The sequence below is a fragment of the Pedobacter sp. CG_S7 genome, assembly GCF_040544395.1.
In the GTDB taxonomy this organism is placed as follows: domain Bacteria; phylum Bacteroidota; class Bacteroidia; order Sphingobacteriales; family Sphingobacteriaceae; genus Pedobacter.
Map to the genome: position 1 here is coordinate 1 of NZ_JBEONS010000006.1, position 20,692 is coordinate 20,692.

Here is a 20,692-nt window from a genome sequence, read left to right on the forward strand (position 1 = left end):
CATCAATCTTTCTGGAGAAAGTTACAGGTTACGGAACCGAAAAACTTTTTTAGGTTCTTGAAAAAAGAATGCTACTTTTACCCCTAGAGTTCTGCATCATTGTTGCCATTTTCTCTGCACTATTGTTGCCAAATACTCTGCATTCCTAATTGCCAAAAATCCTGCATTATAAGTTACCGACTACACCTTTGCGGCTCATATCCAACTCTAATTCTTTTGCAGCTTCTGAAACTGATTCTTTCAAATAAGATAACTCTACTGCCATTTTCTTAAATGACTCATCAAATGTTCTTGCCATGCCTTAACAAATTTAATTCTATTTTCTTTAAACCTGTCTCTACCCAAAGGTACCAACTCCAGGCCTGCATTCCCTATGGGACCTAGAGAATTATGAGGAAAATGAAACCTCGAGAATCAGCGGGAGTTTCTACTTTTAAAGTCTCTGAAGTGGAAAAATACGCACTAAGGTTGGGCATTTCACATGGGGTGTTTATCTACCTTGATTATTTTCCGCAAAAGTTATTCGGTTTTTTTCAGGATCAAATATTGTAATGGTTTTGGCGATCTCTCCTTTTGATATTTCTTCACGTGAGAGGTTTTTTTCGTCAAGTGTTTTCTTTATTTTTTCTATATCTGCCACCAACAAGGTTATTGAAGATTTTCCTGCTCTTTCCTTATCTTCCACCAACTGTAAGACTCCACCATCTGAAAAGTCCCATTCGTGGAGAATGTTCATTGGATTATAGTCCGATTTTCTATCGAACAGGTTTGTGTACCATTTTGTAGAAGTTTTAATGTCTGCCGTCATTATTCCTGCGAAAGCATTTTTAAAGTTCATACTTTGTTCATTTGAATTCAGCATTTTTTTTTGGTTTATAACTAATATATATACGCTATTTTAAAACATATATTTTGCACTTAATTTAACCAGAATTTAACATTAAATGTTAATTAGAACTTTTATGTATGCTTTTAATCAAACTTGTTTTTCTGTAACTATTTGAAAACAAACTTGTATTTAAAGGCCACATTGTTTCAAAAACTAAACCTTTATATATGATGGCACATTATCATTATTGGTTAAAATAATGATAATACAAGCTTGTAAGTATCAAATATTCAGGGAATTTTGATAAAACAAATGTCACTTAGTAGAGGTGCCGAAAGGTCTTTGCAATTATTTCCATAATTTCAATTGTAGGCGGTATCCATTCATAGGCTCTCCACTTTGAATTGTCTTTCTGCTGTTCCGCTAGCAAAATTTTAAGATTAAGATTTGCCAAGAAATACTTAAAAATTTCACCTTTCATTTATACCACTTCAATATTTGCATCGCTAATACATGGTATTTTCTTTGAATAATACCTACCGTTAAGTTTCCAGTATATTTTCCTCCTTATAAACCCCTTATAAACTCCTCGTAAACCCGAGGAATACCCACCTCTCGTGAGCCATCTTTAATAAAAGATATTGTTTCACAGCCTACACAGTACTGTTCATAAATTATAATAGTATCGGAGCCTAGATTTCTAATTTTCTTATGTTCTTTTCTTATGAAAGGATTTAAGTCTTTGGTAAATCTAACTTGCACAGATGTTTTCAACATCAAAGGAGTCAGCAGGAAAAACAGAAATAATTTCATGAAGAATATTTAGAATTTATCCATATGATGCAATACTACCATGATTTGCAAAAGCAAAACGGCTATATTTAAATTAATATTAAAATATCTTGTTATGTAATCAGTGTTTGATCTGATATACCATAAGCCCTTGAATAGATCAGAAAAGATCATATCTAAAGAAAAAAGTTTTGTGATGACCCAACATTATCATTAAAAGATGGTTTTTATAAAAACTAATCAAAAGAAATAGATAAATAACAAATGAACTCTTTGATTTTATGTACAATATAGCGTACGTTTGATTGTACATATACTTTTATTATGAAAGCAGTGACCATTTCCGCCTTACGGACAAATATGAAAGCATACTTTGATGAGGTAAGTGAGACTGAAGATATTCTGATTGTTCCACGGAACAACAATGAGGATGATGCCGTTGTGGTGATTTCTATTAAGGAGTATAATGCCCTTACAGAAACTTCCCACCTGATGTCAACAAAAGAAAATCGGAAACGATTAGAACATTCTATTGAAAATCTTAAAAAAGGTAACACTAAGTTGTGCTCTCTTAATGAGGGTAATAAGGTGAAAGCATGAATATAGTATTTACACCTGAGGCCTGGGAGGATTTTGAGTATTGGATGGATAACGATGAAGATTCAGAAAAGAAAATTAGAGACTTACTTAAAGAAATAAAAAGGACACCATTTCATGGTTTAGGAAAGCTTGAGGCCTTGAAGCATAATTTGAAAGGCTTTTGGTCCAGACGTATAATAGGTGAACACCGCCTAGTTTATCAAGTATCGGGAACTAAGGGCAAAGACCAACAATGCGCAATTATTCAATGCCGGTTCCACTACGATGATAAATAATTAGCAAGCCATGAAATTTAGGGGGTAAATGTTCTGTAAATTGAACATTTATGAATAGCAATTATCATTAAACCAAGTAATTGGTGGAATATTCTATATCGAAACGTCTTATCCACATAGGATTAAATAACTAGTTAATAATTGAAAAAATAGGGGTTGAACCGAAAGGAAATGACTTCTAGCTTGTTGAATAACAATTACCAAAAAACGGTCATTTGTTGAAATGATTGTAGACATAAAGTTCGTTTGACCAAATTTTCGAATTGAATAATCCAGCATGCAATAAACATTCTATAAGTAATTATAAATCAAGGATGCAAAACAAAACACCTGAAAAAATTAATTTACAGGTGTTTAATAATTACTTAAAGTTGTGATAAACCCTTCTACTCCTTATTCAATGCCAATAACGCTCTTGGAGCAGAATACCCATAACGAATAGGATATTTAATAATCTGCTTCATAGAAATCAACTTATAAACATAACCTGCAGTTTCCCGGTTAAGCTTCATTTTAAAATAATTGGCCTGATTTTGACGGTTAATTTGTTTTTTCATGTGGCCATCACCAACATTATAAGCCGCTGCAACCAAAGCCCAATCGCCAAAAATGCCATACAGTTCTTTAATATATTTACTGGCAGCGATGGTAGATTTGCGCAAATTATTGCGCTCATCAACACTAGAATTAACTTTTAATCCATAACTACGTGCAGTGCCGGGCATAAACTGCCAGTAACCAGCTGCGCCTTTTGGGGAAACCCCGCTTTGCAGACCAGATTCAACAAGAGGCATGTATTTAAAATCTTCGGGAATGCCATGAGCTTTCAGGATGGGCTCAATAACAGGAAACCATTCTGCAGCTTTTCGATGCAAACGATTGGTTTGAAGATGTGCATAGGAGAAAGTTTTCAGGACCTTCTTCAATTTAGCCTCTGCCCTTTTATCGCCTTTGGGCAGGGTTCGCTTTGCAAAATTCATTGGCACCTTAATACGCTTAGGTGCTTCTTTTTTAAGCACCGGAATTGGTGCAGGTATATCCTCTTTAACAGAGGCTATTAAGGGTGCTCTTTGATCAACTTTTACTACACTTTTTTCTGCTTGGGGCAGGTGGTAAGTAAACACAGTTGCCATCATCAATAAAATTAAAATTACTGAATAGGTTACTACGTGTTTCTTTATCATTTTCCTCCTTTTTTTGGTTAATAATATAAAACGCCTGCAAAGATACGATATATTTATCTAATTATCAAGCTATTACAAAACATGACCCCAAAATCAGGGTTTAAACCTACCTGAGCAGCGATTTTAAATTAATCTAAACCAATGAATTTATCGATTTAAGAATCCATGAATTTTTCCTAAATTTGCTGCCCGCATATTGATGTGGTTAACAGTGTATCATGATTAAAAATAACAACAGGAACAGTCGGGATGACAAGTCCAAACCGGGCAACAGAAGCACAACTGGCAGAAGCCGTAGCGCTGAGGATAGTACTTATAAGGGAAAGAGCAAGTTTGGAGAGAGAGATGATAAAGAAGCACCCAAAGGCTATGCAAGCAGAAATTCTGGCCCAAGAGACTTCAAACCCAGAGAAGGAAAAGATGGAGACTCTAAAGGTTATCAAGGTAAAAGTACGGGTTCCAGAGACTATAAACCAAGAGAAAGCAGAGACGGAGACTCAAGAGGTTATCAAGGTAAAAGTACAGGCCCAAGAGACTTTAAACCAAGAGAAAGCAGAGATGGAGATTCAAGAGGTTACCAGGGCAAAAGTTCTGCACCAAGAGATTTCAAACCCAGAGCTGCAGGTGATGCTAAAGATTTCAGACCTAGAACTCCTAGAGATGGCGATAGCGCAGCCCCAAAAACAAGAGGATATATAAAGAAAGATAACTTCGATGCAGGTGCTGAAAGGCCTTTCAGAAAGTTTGATGATAAAAAAAGTTCTAGCTCCAGAAGTACAGACAGCAGACCTTTTAGAAAAAGAGAAGATGAAGGCGAAAGACCGACTTTTAAGCCACGTGGCGATAAACCCGGAGTTCTACGTAGCAGAAAACCTGCCGAGCCTAAAGAAGATGATGGCCTGATTCGTTTAAACCGTTACATTGCCAATTCAGGAATTTGCTCCCGCCGTAAAGCGGATGAGTTAATTGCAGCTGGCGTAGTGAGCGTAAACAACCTTGTTGTTTCTGAACTTGGTCATAAAGTTGACCCCGCAAAAGACAGTATCCGTTATAATGGCGAATTGTTGAAACGCGAAAAAAGAGTATACGTGCTCTTAAACAAACCTAAAGATTACATCACCACAACTGATGATCCTCAGGAAAGACGCACAGTAATGCAATTGGTAGAAAAAGCAAGCAGAGAACGCATTTATCCTGTTGGCCGTTTAGATAGAAATACGACAGGTTTATTGCTAATGACTAACGATGGCGATCTTGCTGATAAACTTTCGCACCCGAAAAATGGTATTACCAAAATTTATCAGGTTGAATTAAACAATAGCTTAAGTCAGGGTGATTTAAATAAAATTCAATTCGGTTTAGAATTAGAAGATGGTTTAATTAAGCCAGACAGTATTTCTTATGTTGCCGGTGGCAGCAAGAAAGAAATTGGTATCCAGATACACAGTGGAAAAAACAGAATTGTACGCAGGATTTTTGAACACCTGGGTTATGAGGTTGTTAAACTTGATCGTGTAGTTTATGGTAATTTAACAAAAAAAGATCTTCCCCGTGGCAGATGGCGCTACCTTGAAGAGCATGAATTGATTCAAATCAAACACCTCATCAGATAATTTAAATTTATTGTATGAAGAAGTTCTTCTCCATGATACCCGTTTTGCTATGCTGCTTCAATGTTCAGGCGCAAAATACTAATTTAAACCTGCTCATTGGTACCTATACCAATTCGGGTAAGAGCGAGGGAATTTACACCTACAATTTCAACGTCATAAACGGAGAAACCGAACTTAAAAGTGTCACTAAAAATGTGGATAACCCCAGTTTCCTGGCTTTATCTCCAGACCTTAAATCGGTGTATAGCGTTAACGAATCTGGAAGCAAAAGTACTGTAAGTGCTTTTGCTTTTAATGCCAACGAGGGTTCGTTGCAATTGCTGAATAAACAAAACAGCCAGGGTGCCGATCCTTGTTATATTACAGCCGATAACAAGAATGTTATTGTAGCCAACTATTCTGGGGGCAGCATTGCTGTTTATGGCAGAAATGAAAATGGCTCGCTTACCGAAGCTAAACAAGTGATTCAGCATGCAGGTAAAAGCATTGATCCTAATAAAAGACAGGAAAGTGCGCATGTACACATGGTACAGTTTACGCCAGACAAGAAATACCTTATTTGTAACGACCTAGGCGAAGATTTGGTTTACATTTACAATTATAACCCTTTAGCCAAAACAGCCGTTCTTACCCTTAAAACCGTTTATAAAACACATGCAGGTACCGGACCAAGGCACTTAGCTTTCAGTCCTAATGGTAAATTCGCCTACCTCACGCATGAGTTTAACGGCAGCATAACCGCTTTCATTTATACTAAAGGTAATTTAAACCGTATTCAGGAAATTGGAACTACGGCTAAAGAGTTTAAAGGAAAGATTGATGCCGCAGACATTCACGTATCGCCTGATGGCAAGTTTTTGTACCAAAGCAACCGCGGTGATGCCAATACCATTTCCGTGTTTTCTATTTTCCCTACAGGCAAACTTGCATTCGTATCGAGGGTGAGTACATTGGGTAAAGGTCCGCGGAATTTTGCCATAGACCCTAGCGGCAAGTTTTTACTGGTTGGCAATCAATACAGCGATGAGGTTGTCATATTTGAAAGAAATAAATTTACAGGTGCATTAACCGATTCAGGAAAAAGAATTTCTGTTGGCGCACCTGTTTCACTTATCTTTGCTAAAGCAAACTAAAACATAGTTTAAGTAATGCTAAAAAGCGGCTATCATTTGCATGATAGCCGCTTTTTATTTGAGCCGTATTTAAGGCGGACCTCATTAGCACCTCATACGCACCTCGTTCGCAATGTCCGCAACGAGGTCCGAATGAGGTCCCTACCATGTCGGTATCAGCTCCGGGCTATCTATCAGTCAATACTTTCTGTTTCTCAATGATGCTAATATAGTAATCCACATAAATAGGCAGTATTTTCTTAAGGTCAAAGTCTTGTGCTCTTTTGAAAGCATTTTCTTTAAACTGCTGCAGCACCTCATCATCTTCAAGTATGGATATCGCCTTTAAAGCCATGTCCTCAACATCACCTACATCACTCATGTAGCCACAAAAGCCATCAATGTTGAGCTCTGGCAAACCTCCGGCATTAGATGTAATAGCGGGAACTTTACAAGCCATAGCTTCCAATGCTGCCAATCCAAAACTTTCAGATTCTGAAGGCATTAAAAACAAGTCAGAAACGGAAAGAATTTCTTCTACCGCTTCCTGTTTTCCTAAAAACCTTACATGGTCGGAAATACCGAGTTCTCTGCACATTTTTTCGTTTGAGGAACGCTCCGGTCCATCGCCTACCATCAACAACTTAGAGGGTACTTTTTTCAATATCTTTTGGAACATCAAAATCACATCCGGGGTTCTTTTTACTGGCCTAAAATTGGACGTATGAATCAGGATGCGCTCATTATTGGGTGCTATGGCCTTTTTGAAGTGATCTTTAGGCTTTAAACTGAACCTTTCAAAGTCTATAAAATTGGGTATGACTGTAATTTCTCCGGTAATGTCAAAATGGTTGAGGGTATCATCTTTTAAACTTTGGGACACTGTGGTAATACCATCAGATTTGTTGATAGAAAAAGTAACCACAGGCTTATAAGTAGGATCTTTACCTACCAACGTAATATCAGTACCGTGCAATGTGGTTACAAATGGAATTTGAATTCCATAAGTGGCCAGAATCTGTTTGGCCATAAAAGCTGCCGAAGCATGGGGTATAGCATAATGTACATGCAGGATGTCCAATTTCTCAAACCTCACTACATCAACCAGTTTGCTCGCTAAAGCAGATTCATAGGGGGCATAATCAAATAATGGGTAATCCCTTACGGAAACTTCGTGATAGAATAAGTTTGCCGAAAAGAAGTCTAGCCGTGCCGGTTGACTGTAAGTAATGAAGTGTACCTGGTGGCCTTCATCTGCCAGAGCTTTGCCTAGTTCGGTAGCTACCACGCCACTACCTCCAAAAGTTGGGTAACAAACTATACCTATTTTCATTTGGTTATTTTATAGTAATTTATTGTTGAAGAAGCGATCATAAGAATATTGATTGTTGTTTTAAGCGATAAGCTTATAACAACAAAGTACAACACTTAAATTGAGCTTTGTGTTAAACAATTGCAATTATTTAGTACAAACTATTTTTGCTTCATTTCTTCTTGTATCACCAGATACATCTCGTTAGGTCTTTGTGTGCCAATAAAATACTCCAGACCATCACGGTCGGTCAGCACAACGGCATCTTTACCAGAAGAATAAAAACGGATACTACCCTTTCTGTGAAGGTTATAAACCGGGTTATTGAGCATAAAATTACTGTACTTGTCTTTGCGTACTTTAACTATACTGTTCAAATCTATTTTCACTTTCTTGGCTGTCCATAGCCCATCAATGGTAATACTTTTATTATAAATACAAGTTTTATACTGAATCATAAACATCAGGATGATGGAAATCCCGATCACACCAAAACCAACAATCAGGTAAAGATCCTGAGTATTGTCGCGGTCGCGCTCGTAAACATAAGCCGCAAAGCAAAAAGCAGCAATAACCATCCGGAAAACTATTCTGATGTAATCCCTGCCGATGTATTGTTTTTCCAGAAAAGCATAATTGTGTACCATTTATCTATTTTGCTATTGTTGCAGATTTTAGTTCGAATATAGTTACTTTTTTGGTAGCAGAACTCACTTTATATCTATTGTCGGCCCGCATACCTACAATCCAAACCATTTCACCATTTCCATTCACCAGAATTGGAATTTGATCTTTTAGCGGAAGCGGCACTTTTTCGTCAATATAAAAGTCGCTCAACTTCTTAAAAACCGACATGCCCAAGGGCATAAAACGATCTCCCTCCTGCCAGGTCCTTAAAATTAAAGGATAAATCAATTTCCCCGAATCAATGAATGCCTTATGCGCCACTTTTTCGAAACCAAGGTTTGTTGTATGACTAATAGTAAGTTGCTGCTGGCCAAAATCTTTAAACAAATCCTGGGGATGAATAGTTTCATTGGCCATAGTATCTTTTGCTGTGATAGGAGAAACCAGCAATTGATTGCGATCTATAGTGGCCCGGTGTGTGCTGCTGTAAAAAGAAATACCACTTTGTTTTTGAAGCGATGCTAGAATATCCCTGATCACCGGATATTGGAATTGATAAGGCTTCAACAATTCATACAACAATAACTGTGCAGGTACAAGGGCTTTAATTTCCGCTAAGGAAAACTGCGTTAAATTTCCAAATGTTTTACAAATCTGCAAACGCAATTGACTCACTACCTGATCCAGTACGATTTCTGTCTCGCTAAACCTTTGAATATTTTGTTCAAATGTACGCTCTAAATTGGGGTTTATGGCTTTAAGTTGGGGAATAACTTGCAAACGGATCTTATTCCGCGCATATTTATCTGCCAAATTCGAGCTGTCTTCAACAAAATCAAGTTGCTCACTCTCCACCGCTTCGTCAATTTCACTACGTGTTAAACTCAGCAATGGCCTGATTAGAAAATTAACTTTTGGCCTGATGCCATGCAAACCCGCAATTCCAGTACCGCGGGTTAAGTTGAGCAAAACAGTTTCTATGGCATCACTTTGGTGATGGGCTACGGCAATAAAATCATAATGTTCCTGCTGGCTTACCTCCTCAAACCAGTCGTAACGCAAAGTTCTGGCTGCCATTTGTGTGGAAACTTTTTGAGCAGCTGCATAGCTTTTTGTGTCGAAATGTTTGACATAAAATGGCATATTCATAGTTGCCGCCAGCATTTTTACAAACATTTCGTCCCTATGGGATTCCTCGCCCCGTAAGTTAAAATTGCAATGTGCAATGCCACAGCTGTAACCAGCAAGCTTAAATAAATGTACCAAAAGTACAGAATCCCGGCCCCCACTTACAGTCAACAAGACCCTGTTATCAGCATTCAGAAGGGTATTTTCAGCAATATAATCCTGAAATTTTTTTAAAGGAAACATCTTTCAAAAATATTTAATTTAAAATGGTATCCAAAGAACTAACTTTGCAATGTGCAAAAATTACACCTTTTATTTTTATTAATCTTGCTTTCCTCTGCTTCCTTGCTTGCCCAAGAAAGAACAAAAATTTATGTTGACCGCTTTGAAAGGGGAACAGTAGAGAATAAAACCAAGATTTCTTATTTGAGGAAACCTGTATTCAGACAAGATAACGCTATCCTTACTTGTGATAGTGCTGTATTTTATGAAGCAAGGAATGTATTTGAAGCTTATAACAATGTGCATATCAACCAGGCTGACACCCTTAATATATATTCGGATCGCTTAACGTATGATGGAAATACAAAAACGGCACACCTAACCAGCAATGTTAGGATGGTGGACCGCGAATCTGTCTTAACCACCAATGTTTTGGATTATCAAATGACACCCAAAATTGGCACTTACGTAAATGGCGGTAAAATTGTAAATAAAGATGTTACCCTAACCAGTAAAAATGGCTATTATTTTGCAAGTACCCGCGATGCTTATTTCAGGTATAATGTAGTGGTAGTTACGCCTCAAACAACGATAAAATCTGATACGCTGCGTTATAATACACTCACTAACTGGACTTATTTTTATGGCCCTACTAATATTAAAGGTAAAGAAGATAATCTTTATACTGAAAACGGTGCTTATAATACTAAAACTGAATATGCTTATTTTGGAAAGAAAAATCTCTATACTTCTGGCAGTAAAAGTTTAAGGGGCGATAGCTTGTATTATGACGGTATTGCTGGTTATGGCAAGGCGGTACGTAACATTGTTTTTCTGGACACTATTGATAAAACATCCATGTATGGGCAGTTAGGCTATTATTATAAGGCCGACCAGCGTACCGTAGTAACCAAAAATGCTTATGTTGGCCTGGGCACCAATGATTCTTTAATGGTCAAAAACGTTAAACAACCTGACAGTTTATGGTTGGGTGCTGATACGCTGGAAACACAAATGGTGCTCCGTCAAACGTTAAAACTGTTGCCTTTGCCAGTGATCAAGAAAGACAATGAACTTGGTGAAGAAGAACCTGAAGAAGGTGCTGCTCCTGGAAACACTGCCGATACTGCCCCAAAAACAGAAAAGGTTAGTCCGAAACAGGCTGTATTCAAAAATAAGGAAGTGCCTAAGAATGATAAAAAAAAGTCCGTTCCTGTTAGTCCGCCATTAAAAAAAGCTGCAGATACTGTCCTTAAAAATACGATTGCTAAAGACAGCATTGTGGTGAAGCGTGACAGCATACCCCTTAAGCCGCTAGTGCTAAAAACAGATAGCAGCAAAAAAGCTATTGCAGTTAAAGATACTGCTACGCTTAAAAAAACAACGTTAAAGAAACCTTTAGCTAAAGACACTTTAAAGATTAACCCATTAGATACTGTTAAAGCAAGGACCATCAAGGCTTATCATAATGTGAAAGTCTTTAAATCAAATTTACAGGCTAAAGCGGATTCCTTGTTTTATAGCAGTGCTGACTCTACCCTGCGCTGGTACAACAATCCTATTTTATGGGCAGATAATTCTCAACAAACTGGTGACACCATTTATTTGCAATTAAGGAATAAAAAACTGAATTCTGTACAAGTCATACAGAATGCCTTTACGGTAAATGTGTATAAGGATTCTACAAAGTTCAACCAAATTAAAGGAAAGCTTATGACAGGCTTTTTTCAAGATGGCAAGCTAAGCAGGATGTTTGTTGATGGAAACGCTGAAAGTGTTTATTTCAGTAAAACGGATAAGGGCGACTATAATAAGATGAACAGGACAATCAGTAGCAGGATAAAAATCCTTTTTAAGGATAGCGAAATCAATGAAATTGTGCCAATAAGGGATGTGGAAGGCACTGCAACTCCGGCTAGTGAAGTGAAAGAAGAAGTTTTGCTGACGGGCTTTATCTGGAAACCAGAAAACAGGCCCACTTCGAAAGCAGACATCACCAATCAAAAAAAACAGACAAAAACAAAAGCTAAAGCCAAGCCGAAAACAACACCAGCTCCGAAAAAGGTTGCTAACCAGGGTGCCATTGTTCCATTGAAAGCCGACGGAACAAAAATAATCAATACCGCATTAAAAATTCAGGATAGCACCAAAAAATTACTAGACACCGTAATGAAAACGATTAAACCTGTAGAGACTTTAAAAAAGCAATAAGCTTATTCATGGCCTGTGCCCGGTGACTGATTTCATTTTTCTCTTGCATGCTCATTTCTGCAAAGGTAATGGCATACCCGTCAGGTTGAAAAATGGGGTCGTAACCAAATCCTTTTACGCCAGCACTTTCTTCTCGCAAGGTTCCATTAATAACGCCTTCAAATAAATAATTCTCGTTGTTTTGCACCAAAGAAACAACTGTTCTGAAACAAGCTTTTCTATTGGCTTGCCCTTCCATATTCTTTAAAACCAGTTGTAGATTTGCCATATCACCACCTGTACCTGCATACCTGGCAGAGTAAATACCAGGCTGATTGTTGAGAGCTTCCACTTCCAGTCCACTGTCATCAGCAAAGCAATCCATTTGGTAATTAAGGTGCACATAACTGGTTTTCAGTGCTGCATTTTCTGCAAAAGTATGTCCGGTTTCCGGGATGTCTGTGATACAACCAATGTCTCCCAGGTTCAATATTTTATATTGTCCCTCTAAAAGCTGTCTAACTTCGACTGTTTTATGCTGGTTATTTGTTGCGAAAACAAGTTCTCTCATGATAGGGTTAATTGTTGCAGGCTTTTCCACAACGCTTTTTTTATGTTGATGTCTAATTCCAAAGCATCCAATGTTGCCGAAAATATGGCCTTTACTCCATTTTGTTGCCCTAACACCTCTGTTTGCTGTGCTGGCAGGCCTAGGGTTTCTGGTGGCACACCAAAAGAAAGCAACAGTTGAGGCTTAAAAAAAGCAGCCAAATCAGCAAAGCTTTGATCAGGGTAATTGGCGTAATTGAGCACCGCACATTCTTTATTTGTTAATTTTATGGCTGCAACAATTTTCCACAGCAGTGCAGTGCCAGGCACTGTACTCAAAGTGAAGTTTACATCGCTTACCAGGATCAAAACATTTCTTGAGTTCTCCCCTTCAAAATTAAAGCTTACTGGCAAGACCTCAACTATTGGGGCTAGAGGTGCCGCTACCTGATTAGGAATCAGGTAAATATCTTCCGTGAAGAATAGCCTTAAGGCTTCAGTATTGCTGGTAAGTTGTTCTGCCATTAAAATCAGTTTATTGGGGCATCATTTTTCTGTTAAAATTAGTTAAATATCTTATTAAAGCGCCTTTATTTGTTACTTTTATAGCTTAAAAATACGACAGCAGAATGGGTGTCTACTTAAAGCCACTGCGTTAAACTTTTATTCAAGGCTCTATTTACCTGTGTATAAAGACGTATTGTTAATATATGATTAGATTTGCAAGATTAAAAAATTGAACAAAATACAATGAAGAAAATTTTATGGATGGCAGGCGGATTACTCTGTTTGTTTTTGAATGTACAGGCACAGAAAAAAAACATAGATAAAGTTGTAGCTGTATTGGGCAACAATGTTATCCTGTTATCTGAACTAAACCAGCAGTACGCTCAATATTTGAATTCAGGAAACACGAACAACGAAAGTGTAAAATGCTATATTTTACAACAAATCCTGGTTCAGAAACTCTTGAAGCAACAGGCAGAAATTGACTCCGTTATGGTGGATGAACCACAGGTAGATGATGAGGTGGATAGGAGAATGCGTTCCAGCATACAGCGTGCTGGTGGTCAGGATCGGTTGGAGCAGTTTCTAAACAAATCGGTTCTGCAATACAAAGACGAAATAAGACCAGACATAAAAGATGCCTTAATTGCAAATAAAATGCAAGGTAAAATAACTGAAAACGTGAGTGTTACCCCGCTTGAAGTTAAAAAATATTTTAATAGTTACAAAAAAGACAGTCTGCCAGATATTACCACAGAATTTGAAATAGGTGAAATTGTTTTGCACCCTGAATTAACGAAAGCAGAGAAACAGAAATATTTTGATAAGCTTGATGCAATTCGGTTAAGGGTTAAAAGTGGTGAAGACTTCGGGTTTTTAGCCAAAACCTATTCTGAAGATCCGGGTTCTTCGCCAGATGGCGGTGATTTAGGTTTCTTCGACCGTACCATGATGGCGAAAGAATTTACAGCCTGGGCTTTTAAATTGAAAGCAGGCGAGATTTCGCCAGTTTTTGAAACTGATTTCGGTTATCACGTTTTACAAGTAATTGAACGCCGTGGAGAACAGGTGCATGCCAGACATATTTTGGTGCGTCCGGTTACTACGCCACAGAGTTTATCGCGCGTTAAACTTCATGCTGATAGTATTTCCAAAAATATTCTGGACAAAAAAATTCCCTTCTCTGCTGCTGCATCGAAATATTCAGATAATAAAGAAACGAAATACAATGGTGGAATGATGTTATATGCTGATAACGTAACAGCAAGAACAACATTTATACCTGCAGATAAAGTTGACCCTAAAATATTTTTAGTGTTAGACACCATGAAAGTGGGTGACGTTTCTAAACCTGTATTTATAACTGAGGCAGATGGTAAAGAGGTTTACAAAATTCTGTTATTGAAATCAAAGATACCACCTCATAAAGGTAACCTTGATCAGGATTATGCTAAGTTTAAAGAAAAGGCCCAGGAGCAAAAAATGGATAGCGTACTAAGCGAGTGGTTTCAAAAACGCAGAGAAAGTACCTATATCAAAATTGATCCTGAATATGTTACTTGCAGTGAACTGAAAATCTGGCTGAAGCCTGAAGCAAAATAAGTTTCGAAAAAAAAACAACAAGAACAGCTTGCCCCGGCAGGCTGTTCTTGTTTAAAAATTAATCTAATTGTTGCATGATGTTAGGGAAATCGGTAACCACACCATCAACACCTAAATTAAGCAAGTATTTTAAGTCTTTTACAGAATTAATTGTCCATGGGATTATTTTTACACCAGCTTCATGACAGCGGTCTACCAGGCCTTTTCCTACCAGCACATAATAAGGACTGTAATAGGTAGGTTTAAAACCCAGCTGCGCTATGCTTTCTTCAAAATCCTGCTTCTCATCTACCACCAGTGAAGTTTTAATGGAAGGATAGGCTTTATGAAGGTATTGTAAGGTGCGCACATCTAACGATTGGATGATAACCCTTTTAGTCAGTTTTTTCTCCTTGATGATCTCCATCATCAATTCAATGATTACAGCAGCTTCCGGTTGAAATTCCACATCACCTTTACGGATGAAAGCGGTTTCAATATTATATGTGGGCTTACGCATTTTGTTACGTTTCACATAAGCTTCCACAGCGTCGATTGTCTCACTCAACAATGGCTTATAAGCTTTCATTTTCATTTGTCCGGGAAAACGACCATGAATTTTAGTGCCTACATCAAACTTTTTGATTTCCGCATAGTCCATTTTAAAGAGGTTATATTTTTTCTGATCTTTAAAAGTAATGGCTTTTCCATTGGGCTGTATACTGATTTCGTGGTTAAAATAGGGCTCATGAGAAAGCACCACTTGTTGATCTTTAGAAACAACAACATCCATATCGAGGACATTAACCCCTAGGTCTAATGCTTTTAATAGACCTGGAATAGTATTTTCGGGCATGATGCCCCGTGCACCCTGGTGACCAAGCAGCATGAAATTTTTCTGTGCCTGCATTTGCAGCGACAAGAATAATAATGTAAAGAGTAGAATATGCTTCATTGGATTGATTTTTTAAAACTAACGCTATTAAAGGAACTAACTTATGCAAAAGGCTTCTTAATTTGAGTTAAGAAGCCTTTTGTGTGTTTAAACGGAAATATTCCGGTAGTATTAACTTAAAGTTTTCTAACGATCTGCTGGAGTGAATACCTGCATGGCAATATTCCAGCTATAATCTGCCTGGCGTTCATAGATAAATACATAATTAAAACTTTCGCGCAATTCTGCTTTATAATCTATCGTTGCAACACCATAGGTATAGGCTAAATCACCCCCTAAAGCTTTCTCCACATTAGTTGTTTTTATGTTCATTTTACTCACCATGCTATTGTAAAAGGCAAGTATATTATCTTTCCCAATGATGGGCTCGCGACCAGGAAAAATTAAATAGGCATCTGCATTAACAAATCCAGAAAAAGCTGCAGCACCATAAGATTTTATAGTAGCATTTAATGTCTTTTCTGTCGTAAGGATGATGTCTTTACCAGCGGCAATTTGCTTTTCAGTATTGAATTTTGGCTTATAAAAGCTGGTTGGCTCCTTAAAATTTGTGCTCACCGTATTCAAAGGCTTGTTATGTGTGGCACCAATATCTAAGGTTAATACCCATTTTCCATTAACCATTTTCCATATAGACAGGTATTGCCCGTATTCTTTTTCGGAGCCATTCAATACAAATGGACCTGTGGTAAAGCCCCAGTCGCCGCTTCTGGAAACCTTTGCATAAACCGGTGTCCAGCTGAGGTTTTTATGGTCTTCCTGACTGGCATAATAACTCTTAACATTTACTGGATTTGGCCTGAATACTATTGCATCAGGAGCGGCATGAGCCAGAAATGCTGATTTTTCACTACTTTTTGCGGCACTTGCCGCAAATTCTTTCTCTGCACTCACCAATGATTTAGTGGTTCCTTCTGGCTTTTGCGCATAGGCACCAAAAGTAAGTGATGCCACAAATAAAGTGTAAATAAACTTGTTAATCTTCATGATAAATATAGTGTTTTGCTAAGTTAAGGTTTATATTTTACTCCAGTTAGTACCTTCTTTACTATCTTTAAGCTTTATTCCCATTTGTTGCAGCCCTACCCTAATCCGGTCTGATGTTGCATAGTCTTTGTTTTCTTTTGCCAACATACGGATATCGATCACCATATCTAATACAGCATTCAATTCCTCATTGCTGCTGTCTTCATCCATTAATCCGAAAACATCAAATACAAAGTCCTGCATTAATTGCTTTAGCTTAACTAATTCAGATAAAGAAATTTTCGCTTTTCCATCATAAACGCTATTAATGACGCGGGCGGCTTCAAAAAGTTCAGCGATAACCACCGGACTATTGAAATCGTCGTTCATGGCCTTTACACAATTTAACCTGATCGTTTCTATATCAAAATCGCTTTCCACTGCGGGCACCAGCTTTTCCAATAAAGCTATAGCATTCATTAAACGTTTAAAGCCTTTATCTGAAGCATCAAGCGCTTCGTTAGAGAAATCCAATGTACTGCGATAATGTGCTTGCAGCATAAAAAACTTAACGGTCATTGGACTATAGCCTTTTGTTAACAAGGGATGATCTCCTGAAAACAACTGCCGTGGTAAGAAACCATTTCCGGCACTTTTAGACATCCGGACTCCATTGACGGTTAACATATTGGTATGCATCCAGTAACGTGCTGGCTGTACATGGCTGCAGGCTTCAGATTGTGCAATTTCATTGGTATGGTGCGTTGCCGCAAGATCCATTCCTCCGCCATGGATGTCAAATTCCTTTCCAAGATACTTAGCGCTCATCGCTGAACATTCAATGTGCCAACCCGGAAAACCTACGCCCCAGGGCGATGCCCATTTCATCAGGGTTTCTGGTTTAGCTTTTATCCATAAAGCAAAATCCAGGCGACTACGTTTTTCATCCTGACCACCTAGTTCACGGGTATTGGCCAGCATATCTTCCAGGTTACGATTTGTTAATATGGTGTAGTTATAATTCTTGTTGTATTTCTCTACATCGAAATAAATAGTGCCATCAACTTCATAAGCATAACCATTTTGAATGATCTCTTTAACCATTTCAATTTGCTCTATGATATGCCCTGTTGCCGTTGGCTCTATACTAGGGGGCAGCGTATTAAATTGCTGCAATACCTCATGGAAACCTAAAGTATACTTCTGTACAATTTCCATCGGCTCCAACTGTTCTAATTTTGCTCTTTTAGCAAATTTATCGTCGCCTTCGTCGCGGTCACCTTCCAAATGCCCGGCATCAGTTATATTACGGACATAACGCACTTTAAAACCGCTATATTTAAGGTATCGGAATATTAAATCGAAAGAAATGAAAGTGCGGCAATTACCTAAGTGTACATCACTATAGACAGTTGGTCCGCATACATACATTCCAACATTTGGCGCATTAAGGGGTTCAAATATTTCTTTTTTACGGGTAAGCGTATTGTATAAATGTAAAGCGGTTTTCATTTAAATATTTTTTTTTATAACGGTGTTGGATTTAATTTTAAATCACTCCTAACAGGGAAATGATCTGAAAGCTTGGCCTCAATAATATGCTGGTTAATAATTTCAAACTCTTTTGTAGTTGCAATATAATCAATTTGAAAATTAGGAAACTTACCATTATAAGTACGCCCGAGGCCACTTCCCATTTTGATAAATGAATTATTCATGGCGTTAGTAAGTTGAGTAACGGCATAAGATGCTGGCGTATCATTAAAATCACCTGCTATTAAAAATGGGATCTCACAGGTCTTCATGTGAGCCTTCATAAGATCCACTTGTCCACTTCTCTTGAGAAATGCACTATTTAGCATGCTTAAAATCCTTTTTGAAGGTAACAATTCAGGATCCATTTTCTTGGTGATTTTATCTAAATACCGATAATCTTGTTTGTTAAAAGAAATAGATTGTAAATGCACATTGTATATTCGGACTTGTTTTTTATTTACTTCAATATCAACATAAATACTTTCGTTACCTCCCTTATTTACATCAAAAACAATATTTCCTTTATTTTTAATGGGATATTTCGAGAATATGGCCAGGCCTGTTGCCTCATAATCATTCTTGGAGGAAGGTCGGAAATAGTAATTTGACGTTTTTAATATTCTTTTCAAACTATCAGTTAAATTATAACTACCTTTTTTTCGGGTATAATATTCCTGCAAACAAATGATATCTGGGTTTTCGGTTTCAATGAGCTTAAGCATTTCAGATTTTACATCACCTAAATTCTTATCATCATATGGCCGGAAACTGTGTACATTATAAGTCATCATCCTGATCAGTGATGGATCAGCCTTGGGTCCCATTCCTTGTTCACCAGAAAAACTGAAAGTAGCGGTAAACGCACGCCAGCCCAGTGCAATGAGCAATAAGGTAAACATGGCAAAGCGCCATCTTCTCCTGATACACCACCAGACAATCATAAAAACATTCAACACCAACAAAAAAGGGTATGCAAGACCAAAAAAAGGAATTAACCTATTTTCGCGAGGATCCACATTTCCAGCAATAAAGCCTAACAGAAGGGAAATGGCCATCAACAAAGCGATGATACGCACTACTTTATCCACAAATGTAGGTTGGGCTCTTTTCATTAATATTTACTTGCCTTAAATAAAGTTTCTTTCTCCTCTTTGCTCAATTTGTCGTATCCAGTTTTCGATATCTTATCCAATATGGCATCTATTTCAGTCTGGGCTACAGTTTCGGCCTTAGAATTTGAGCTACGCTTATAATTTTCATTTTTATTAACTTTAAGTTTTGTCACCTTAGCCTTTCTTTTGAATAGATTACTCCAGTCATAACCCTTGCCTAAAGCTTTAATATAACTAAAGCCTAAGATAGCCCCTCCTAAATGCGCAAAACTACCACCTGAATTTACAGAAGCTACACCAATGATATCTAAAACAATATAAGCAATAGCAAGGTATTTTAATTTAACATCGCCGAGGAACATCAGTCGGATGGAATAATCAGGAACTAACGTTGCTGTTGCTACCACAATAGCCATCACCGCTCCTGAGGATCCAATGACAGAGGCTTCAGCAATACTTTTGGCAAACACTGGAAATATATGAAAAGCAAGACTAAAAAATATTGCCCCGGCGAAACCGCCTGCTAAATAGACAAAATGAAACTGACGGGGTTTCAGGAAATCCAGAAATATTTTTCCCATCCAATAAAGCCACAGCATGTTAAATAGCAGGTGGAAAATGCCGCTATGAAAAAACTGATAGGTTAATATGGTATAAAACCGGGAAGGTAGTTTATCTAATGAAACCGGGAAGGCAACGTATTCCTGAATAATGGATTTTATACCATCTGCAGAATTACCCGATAGGAATACCACAACTGTTATTAATGCGGTTAACACAAAAATTAAAGTGTTGATACCGATATATAAAAATACTGGACTACCAGACTGTAATACCTTAAATTTCAATTCCTCAAACAGTGTCTTATTCATAATAATCGTAATAAGTATTTTTATCTTTCCAGAGTTTAACAAGAATGAAGCCTAAAAGTGCGCCGCCAAGGTGTGCATAGTGGGCAACAGAATCTCCCTGAAAACTAGCGACACCCAGGAAAAGTTCCACAACTATATAAACGGGAATAATATACTTTGCTTTTAATGGAACAGGGATGAACATGATGTACAATTCAGTGTTTGGATAAAGCATACCGAAAGCAACCAGCAGACCAAAAATAGCACCTGAAGCACCAACCATTGGCGCAAAATAGATGCCATGAAGAATGCTTGCCTGGGTTTCATTGAATTGCGACGGGTTAAACATGCCCTCAGCCAGTGATTTTAAAGGGATGGCCCCCACGTTAATCGAACTACCTGTAATTTGATAAACTTCAAAAGCTTGCACAGCCCATTGTAAAGCCAGGGCTCCCAAACCGGTGATCAGGTAAAAATTAATAAACCGCTTTGCGCCCCATCGGGTTTCAAGGATACCCCCAAACATGTATAACGCAAACATGTTAAACAAGATATGGGTAAAACCTCCATGCATGAACATGTAGGTAATGGGCTGCCATATTTTGAAGTTTGGTGCATCAAAATAATACGCACCCAAATAGGTCGCCAATTCAATTCCCTTGCTTTGTGCCACATAAGTGGCAGCAAAAAACAAGACATTGATGATGAGTAAGTTTTTAACTATAGGTGGAATATTTATATGATTCATTGT

General features: G+C 37.7%; 20 protein-coding genes. 6 read left to right on the forward strand and 14 right to left on the reverse strand.

Going from position 1 to position 20,692, the window contains the following annotated elements; genetic code table 11:
* Nucleotides 1-166: 166 nt before the first annotated feature.
* Nucleotides 167-298, reverse strand: a complete 132-nt coding sequence (locus AAKU52_RS05260) for a hypothetical protein (protein WP_354330994.1) — start codon at nt 296-298, stop codon at nt 167-169.
* Nucleotides 299-490: 192 nt separating this feature from the next.
* Nucleotides 491-862, reverse strand: a complete 372-nt coding sequence (locus tag AAKU52_RS05265; RefSeq protein ID WP_354330996.1) for a VOC family protein — start codon at nt 860-862, stop codon at nt 491-493.
* A gap of 1,083 nt (nt 863-1,945) precedes the next feature.
* Between AAKU52_RS05265 and AAKU52_RS05270 the strand changes: the two genes are divergently transcribed.
* Together AAKU52_RS05270 and AAKU52_RS05275 are read left to right on the forward strand one after the other, a co-directional pair.
* Nucleotides 1,946-2,221 (forward strand): type II toxin-antitoxin system Phd/YefM family antitoxin, encoded by a 276-nt coding sequence (locus AAKU52_RS05270; protein WP_354330998.1) that lies wholly within the window; start codon nt 1,946-1,948, stop codon nt 2,219-2,221.
* Entirely contained in the window at nt 2,218-2,496 is a 279-nt protein-coding gene (locus AAKU52_RS05275; protein WP_354331000.1) for a Txe/YoeB family addiction module toxin, read from the forward strand. The genes AAKU52_RS05270 and AAKU52_RS05275 overlap by 4 nt, the downstream gene beginning before the upstream one ends.
* A 386-nt stretch (nt 2,497-2,882) precedes the next feature.
* On the opposite strand, the gene AAKU52_RS05280 is transcribed toward AAKU52_RS05275, so the two are convergent.
* Entirely contained in the window at nt 2,883-3,680 is a 798-nt protein-coding gene (locus AAKU52_RS05280; protein WP_354331002.1) for a lytic transglycosylase domain-containing protein, read from the reverse strand.
* A gap of 218 nt (nt 3,681-3,898) precedes the next feature.
* On the opposite strand from AAKU52_RS05280, the gene AAKU52_RS05285 reads away from it, so the two are divergent.
* Nucleotides 3,899-5,293 carry a pseudouridine synthase gene (locus AAKU52_RS05285; protein WP_354331004.1) on the forward strand — a complete coding sequence of 465 codons (1,395 nt, stop codon included), beginning with the start codon at nt 3,899-3,901 and terminating at the stop codon, nt 5,291-5,293.
* Nucleotides 5,294-5,307: 14 nt separating this feature from the next.
* On the forward strand, nt 5,308-6,426 hold the full coding sequence (locus tag AAKU52_RS05290; RefSeq protein WP_354331006.1) for a lactonase family protein: 1,119 nt from the start codon (nt 5,308-5,310) through the stop codon (nt 6,424-6,426).
* A gap of 166 nt (nt 6,427-6,592) precedes the next feature.
* Here AAKU52_RS05290 and bshA read toward each other — a convergent pair whose 3' ends face one another.
* The 3 genes from bshA to tilS all read right to left on the reverse strand — a co-directional run bounded on the left by bshA (nt 6,593) and on the right by tilS (nt 9,715).
* The gene (bshA, locus tag AAKU52_RS05295) at nt 6,593-7,738 is read right to left on the reverse strand and encodes an N-acetyl-alpha-D-glucosaminyl L-malate synthase BshA (RefSeq protein WP_354331008.1); all 1,146 of its coding nucleotides are present in this window, start codon (nt 7,736-7,738) and stop codon (nt 6,593-6,595) included.
* A 140-nt stretch (nt 7,739-7,878) separates the two neighbouring features.
* Nucleotides 7,879-8,364 carry a hypothetical protein gene (locus tag AAKU52_RS05300; RefSeq protein ID WP_354331010.1) on the reverse strand — a complete coding sequence of 162 codons (486 nt, stop codon included), beginning with the start codon at nt 8,362-8,364 and terminating at the stop codon, nt 7,879-7,881.
* A gap of 4 nt (nt 8,365-8,368) precedes the next feature.
* The gene (gene tilS, locus AAKU52_RS05305) at nt 8,369-9,715 is read right to left on the reverse strand and encodes a tRNA lysidine(34) synthetase TilS (RefSeq protein WP_354331012.1); all 1,347 of its coding nucleotides are present in this window, start codon (nt 9,713-9,715) and stop codon (nt 8,369-8,371) included.
* A gap of 51 nt (nt 9,716-9,766) precedes the next feature.
* On the opposite strand from tilS, the gene AAKU52_RS05310 reads away from it, so the two are divergent.
* Nucleotides 9,767-11,905, forward strand: a complete 2,139-nt coding sequence (locus tag AAKU52_RS05310) for an OstA-like protein (RefSeq protein WP_354331014.1) — start codon at nt 9,767-9,769, stop codon at nt 11,903-11,905.
* On the opposite strand, the gene rdgB is transcribed toward AAKU52_RS05310, so the two are convergent.
* Nucleotides 11,874-12,455, reverse strand: coding sequence for an RdgB/HAM1 family non-canonical purine NTP pyrophosphatase (gene rdgB, locus AAKU52_RS05315; RefSeq protein WP_354331016.1), 582 nt, complete (start codon nt 12,453-12,455; stop codon nt 11,874-11,876). The genes AAKU52_RS05310 and rdgB overlap by 32 nt on opposite strands.
* Nucleotides 12,452-12,958 carry a hypothetical protein gene (locus AAKU52_RS05320; protein ID WP_354331018.1) on the reverse strand — a complete coding sequence of 169 codons (507 nt, stop codon included), beginning with the start codon at nt 12,956-12,958 and terminating at the stop codon, nt 12,452-12,454. Before AAKU52_RS05320 ends, rdgB begins: the two co-directional genes overlap by 4 nt.
* A 225-nt stretch (nt 12,959-13,183) precedes the next feature.
* On the opposite strand from AAKU52_RS05320, the gene AAKU52_RS05325 reads away from it, so the two are divergent.
* Nucleotides 13,184-14,542: a peptidylprolyl isomerase gene (locus AAKU52_RS05325; RefSeq protein WP_354331020.1), complete on the forward strand. Its 1,359-nt coding sequence runs from the start codon at nt 13,184-13,186 to the stop codon at nt 14,540-14,542.
* A gap of 58 nt (nt 14,543-14,600) precedes the next feature.
* Here the strand turns inward: AAKU52_RS05325 and AAKU52_RS05330 are convergent, their stop codons facing one another.
* The 6 genes from AAKU52_RS05330 to AAKU52_RS05355 all read right to left on the reverse strand — a co-directional run bounded on the left by AAKU52_RS05330 (nt 14,601) and on the right by AAKU52_RS05355 (nt 20,689).
* Nucleotides 14,601-15,476, reverse strand: a complete 876-nt coding sequence (locus AAKU52_RS05330; RefSeq protein ID WP_354331022.1) for a glycerophosphodiester phosphodiesterase family protein — start codon at nt 15,474-15,476, stop codon at nt 14,601-14,603.
* Nucleotides 15,477-15,602: 126 nt separating this feature from the next.
* On the reverse strand, nt 15,603-16,463 hold the full coding sequence (locus AAKU52_RS05335; RefSeq protein ID WP_354331024.1) for a YybH family protein: 861 nt from the start codon (nt 16,461-16,463) through the stop codon (nt 15,603-15,605).
* Nucleotides 16,464-16,493: 30 nt separating this feature from the next.
* Nucleotides 16,494-17,954, reverse strand: a complete 1,461-nt coding sequence (gene cysS, locus AAKU52_RS05340) for a cysteine--tRNA ligase (RefSeq protein WP_354331026.1) — start codon at nt 17,952-17,954, stop codon at nt 16,494-16,496.
* Nucleotides 17,955-17,968: 14 nt separating this feature from the next.
* Nucleotides 17,969-19,090, reverse strand: coding sequence for an endonuclease/exonuclease/phosphatase family protein (locus AAKU52_RS05345; RefSeq protein ID WP_354331028.1), 1,122 nt, complete (start codon nt 19,088-19,090; stop codon nt 17,969-17,971).
* Complete coding sequence (locus AAKU52_RS05350) at nt 19,090-19,962, reverse strand: rhomboid family intramembrane serine protease (RefSeq protein ID WP_354331030.1); 873 nt, start codon at nt 19,960-19,962, stop codon at nt 19,090-19,092. The genes AAKU52_RS05345 and AAKU52_RS05350 overlap by 1 nt, the downstream gene beginning before the upstream one ends.
* Nucleotides 19,955-20,689, reverse strand: a complete 735-nt coding sequence (locus tag AAKU52_RS05355; RefSeq protein ID WP_354331032.1) for a rhomboid family intramembrane serine protease — start codon at nt 20,687-20,689, stop codon at nt 19,955-19,957. Before AAKU52_RS05355 ends, AAKU52_RS05350 begins: the two co-directional genes overlap by 8 nt.
* Nucleotides 20,690-20,692 lie beyond the last annotated feature (3 nt).

Excerpts from the sequence above, each read along its gene's own strand:
- AAKU52_RS05260 (WP_354330994.1), bottom strand. The coding sequence starts at position 298 with ATGGCAAGAACATTTGATGAGTCATTTAAGAAAATGGCAGTAGAGTTA.
- AAKU52_RS05265 (WP_354330996.1), bottom strand. The coding sequence starts at position 862 with ATGCTGAATTCAAATGAACAAAGTATGAACTTTAAAAATGCTTTCGCA.
- AAKU52_RS05270 (WP_354330998.1), top strand. The coding sequence starts at position 1,946 with ATGAAAGCAGTGACCATTTCCGCCTTACGGACAAATATGAAAGCATAC.
- AAKU52_RS05275 (WP_354331000.1), top strand. The coding sequence starts at position 2,218 with ATGAATATAGTATTTACACCTGAGGCCTGGGAGGATTTTGAGTATTGG.
- AAKU52_RS05280 (WP_354331002.1), bottom strand. The coding sequence starts at position 3,680 with ATGATAAAGAAACACGTAGTAACCTATTCAGTAATTTTAATTTTATTG.
- AAKU52_RS05285 (WP_354331004.1), top strand. The coding sequence starts at position 3,899 with ATGATTAAAAATAACAACAGGAACAGTCGGGATGACAAGTCCAAACCG.
- AAKU52_RS05290 (WP_354331006.1), top strand. The coding sequence starts at position 5,308 with ATGAAGAAGTTCTTCTCCATGATACCCGTTTTGCTATGCTGCTTCAAT.
- bshA (WP_354331008.1), bottom strand. The coding sequence starts at position 7,738 with ATGAAAATAGGTATAGTTTGTTACCCAACTTTTGGAGGTAGTGGCGTG.
- AAKU52_RS05300 (WP_354331010.1), bottom strand. The coding sequence starts at position 8,364 with ATGGTACACAATTATGCTTTTCTGGAAAAACAATACATCGGCAGGGAT.
- tilS (WP_354331012.1), bottom strand. The coding sequence starts at position 9,715 with ATGTTTCCTTTAAAAAAATTTCAGGATTATATTGCTGAAAATACCCTT.
- rdgB (WP_354331016.1), bottom strand. The coding sequence starts at position 12,455 with ATGAGAGAACTTGTTTTCGCAACAAATAACCAGCATAAAACAGTCGAA.
- AAKU52_RS05320 (WP_354331018.1), bottom strand. The coding sequence starts at position 12,958 with ATGGCAGAACAACTTACCAGCAATACTGAAGCCTTAAGGCTATTCTTC.
- AAKU52_RS05325 (WP_354331020.1), top strand. The coding sequence starts at position 13,184 with ATGAAGAAAATTTTATGGATGGCAGGCGGATTACTCTGTTTGTTTTTG.
- AAKU52_RS05330 (WP_354331022.1), bottom strand. The coding sequence starts at position 15,476 with ATGAAGCATATTCTACTCTTTACATTATTATTCTTGTCGCTGCAAATG.
- AAKU52_RS05335 (WP_354331024.1), bottom strand. The coding sequence starts at position 16,463 with ATGAAGATTAACAAGTTTATTTACACTTTATTTGTGGCATCACTTACT.
- cysS (WP_354331026.1), bottom strand. The coding sequence starts at position 17,954 with ATGAAAACCGCTTTACATTTATACAATACGCTTACCCGTAAAAAAGAA.
- AAKU52_RS05345 (WP_354331028.1), bottom strand. The coding sequence starts at position 19,090 with ATGAAAAGAGCCCAACCTACATTTGTGGATAAAGTAGTGCGTATCATC.
- AAKU52_RS05350 (WP_354331030.1), bottom strand. The coding sequence starts at position 19,962 with ATGAATAAGACACTGTTTGAGGAATTGAAATTTAAGGTATTACAGTCT.
- AAKU52_RS05355 (WP_354331032.1), bottom strand. The coding sequence starts at position 20,689 with ATGAATCATATAAATATTCCACCTATAGTTAAAAACTTACTCATCATC.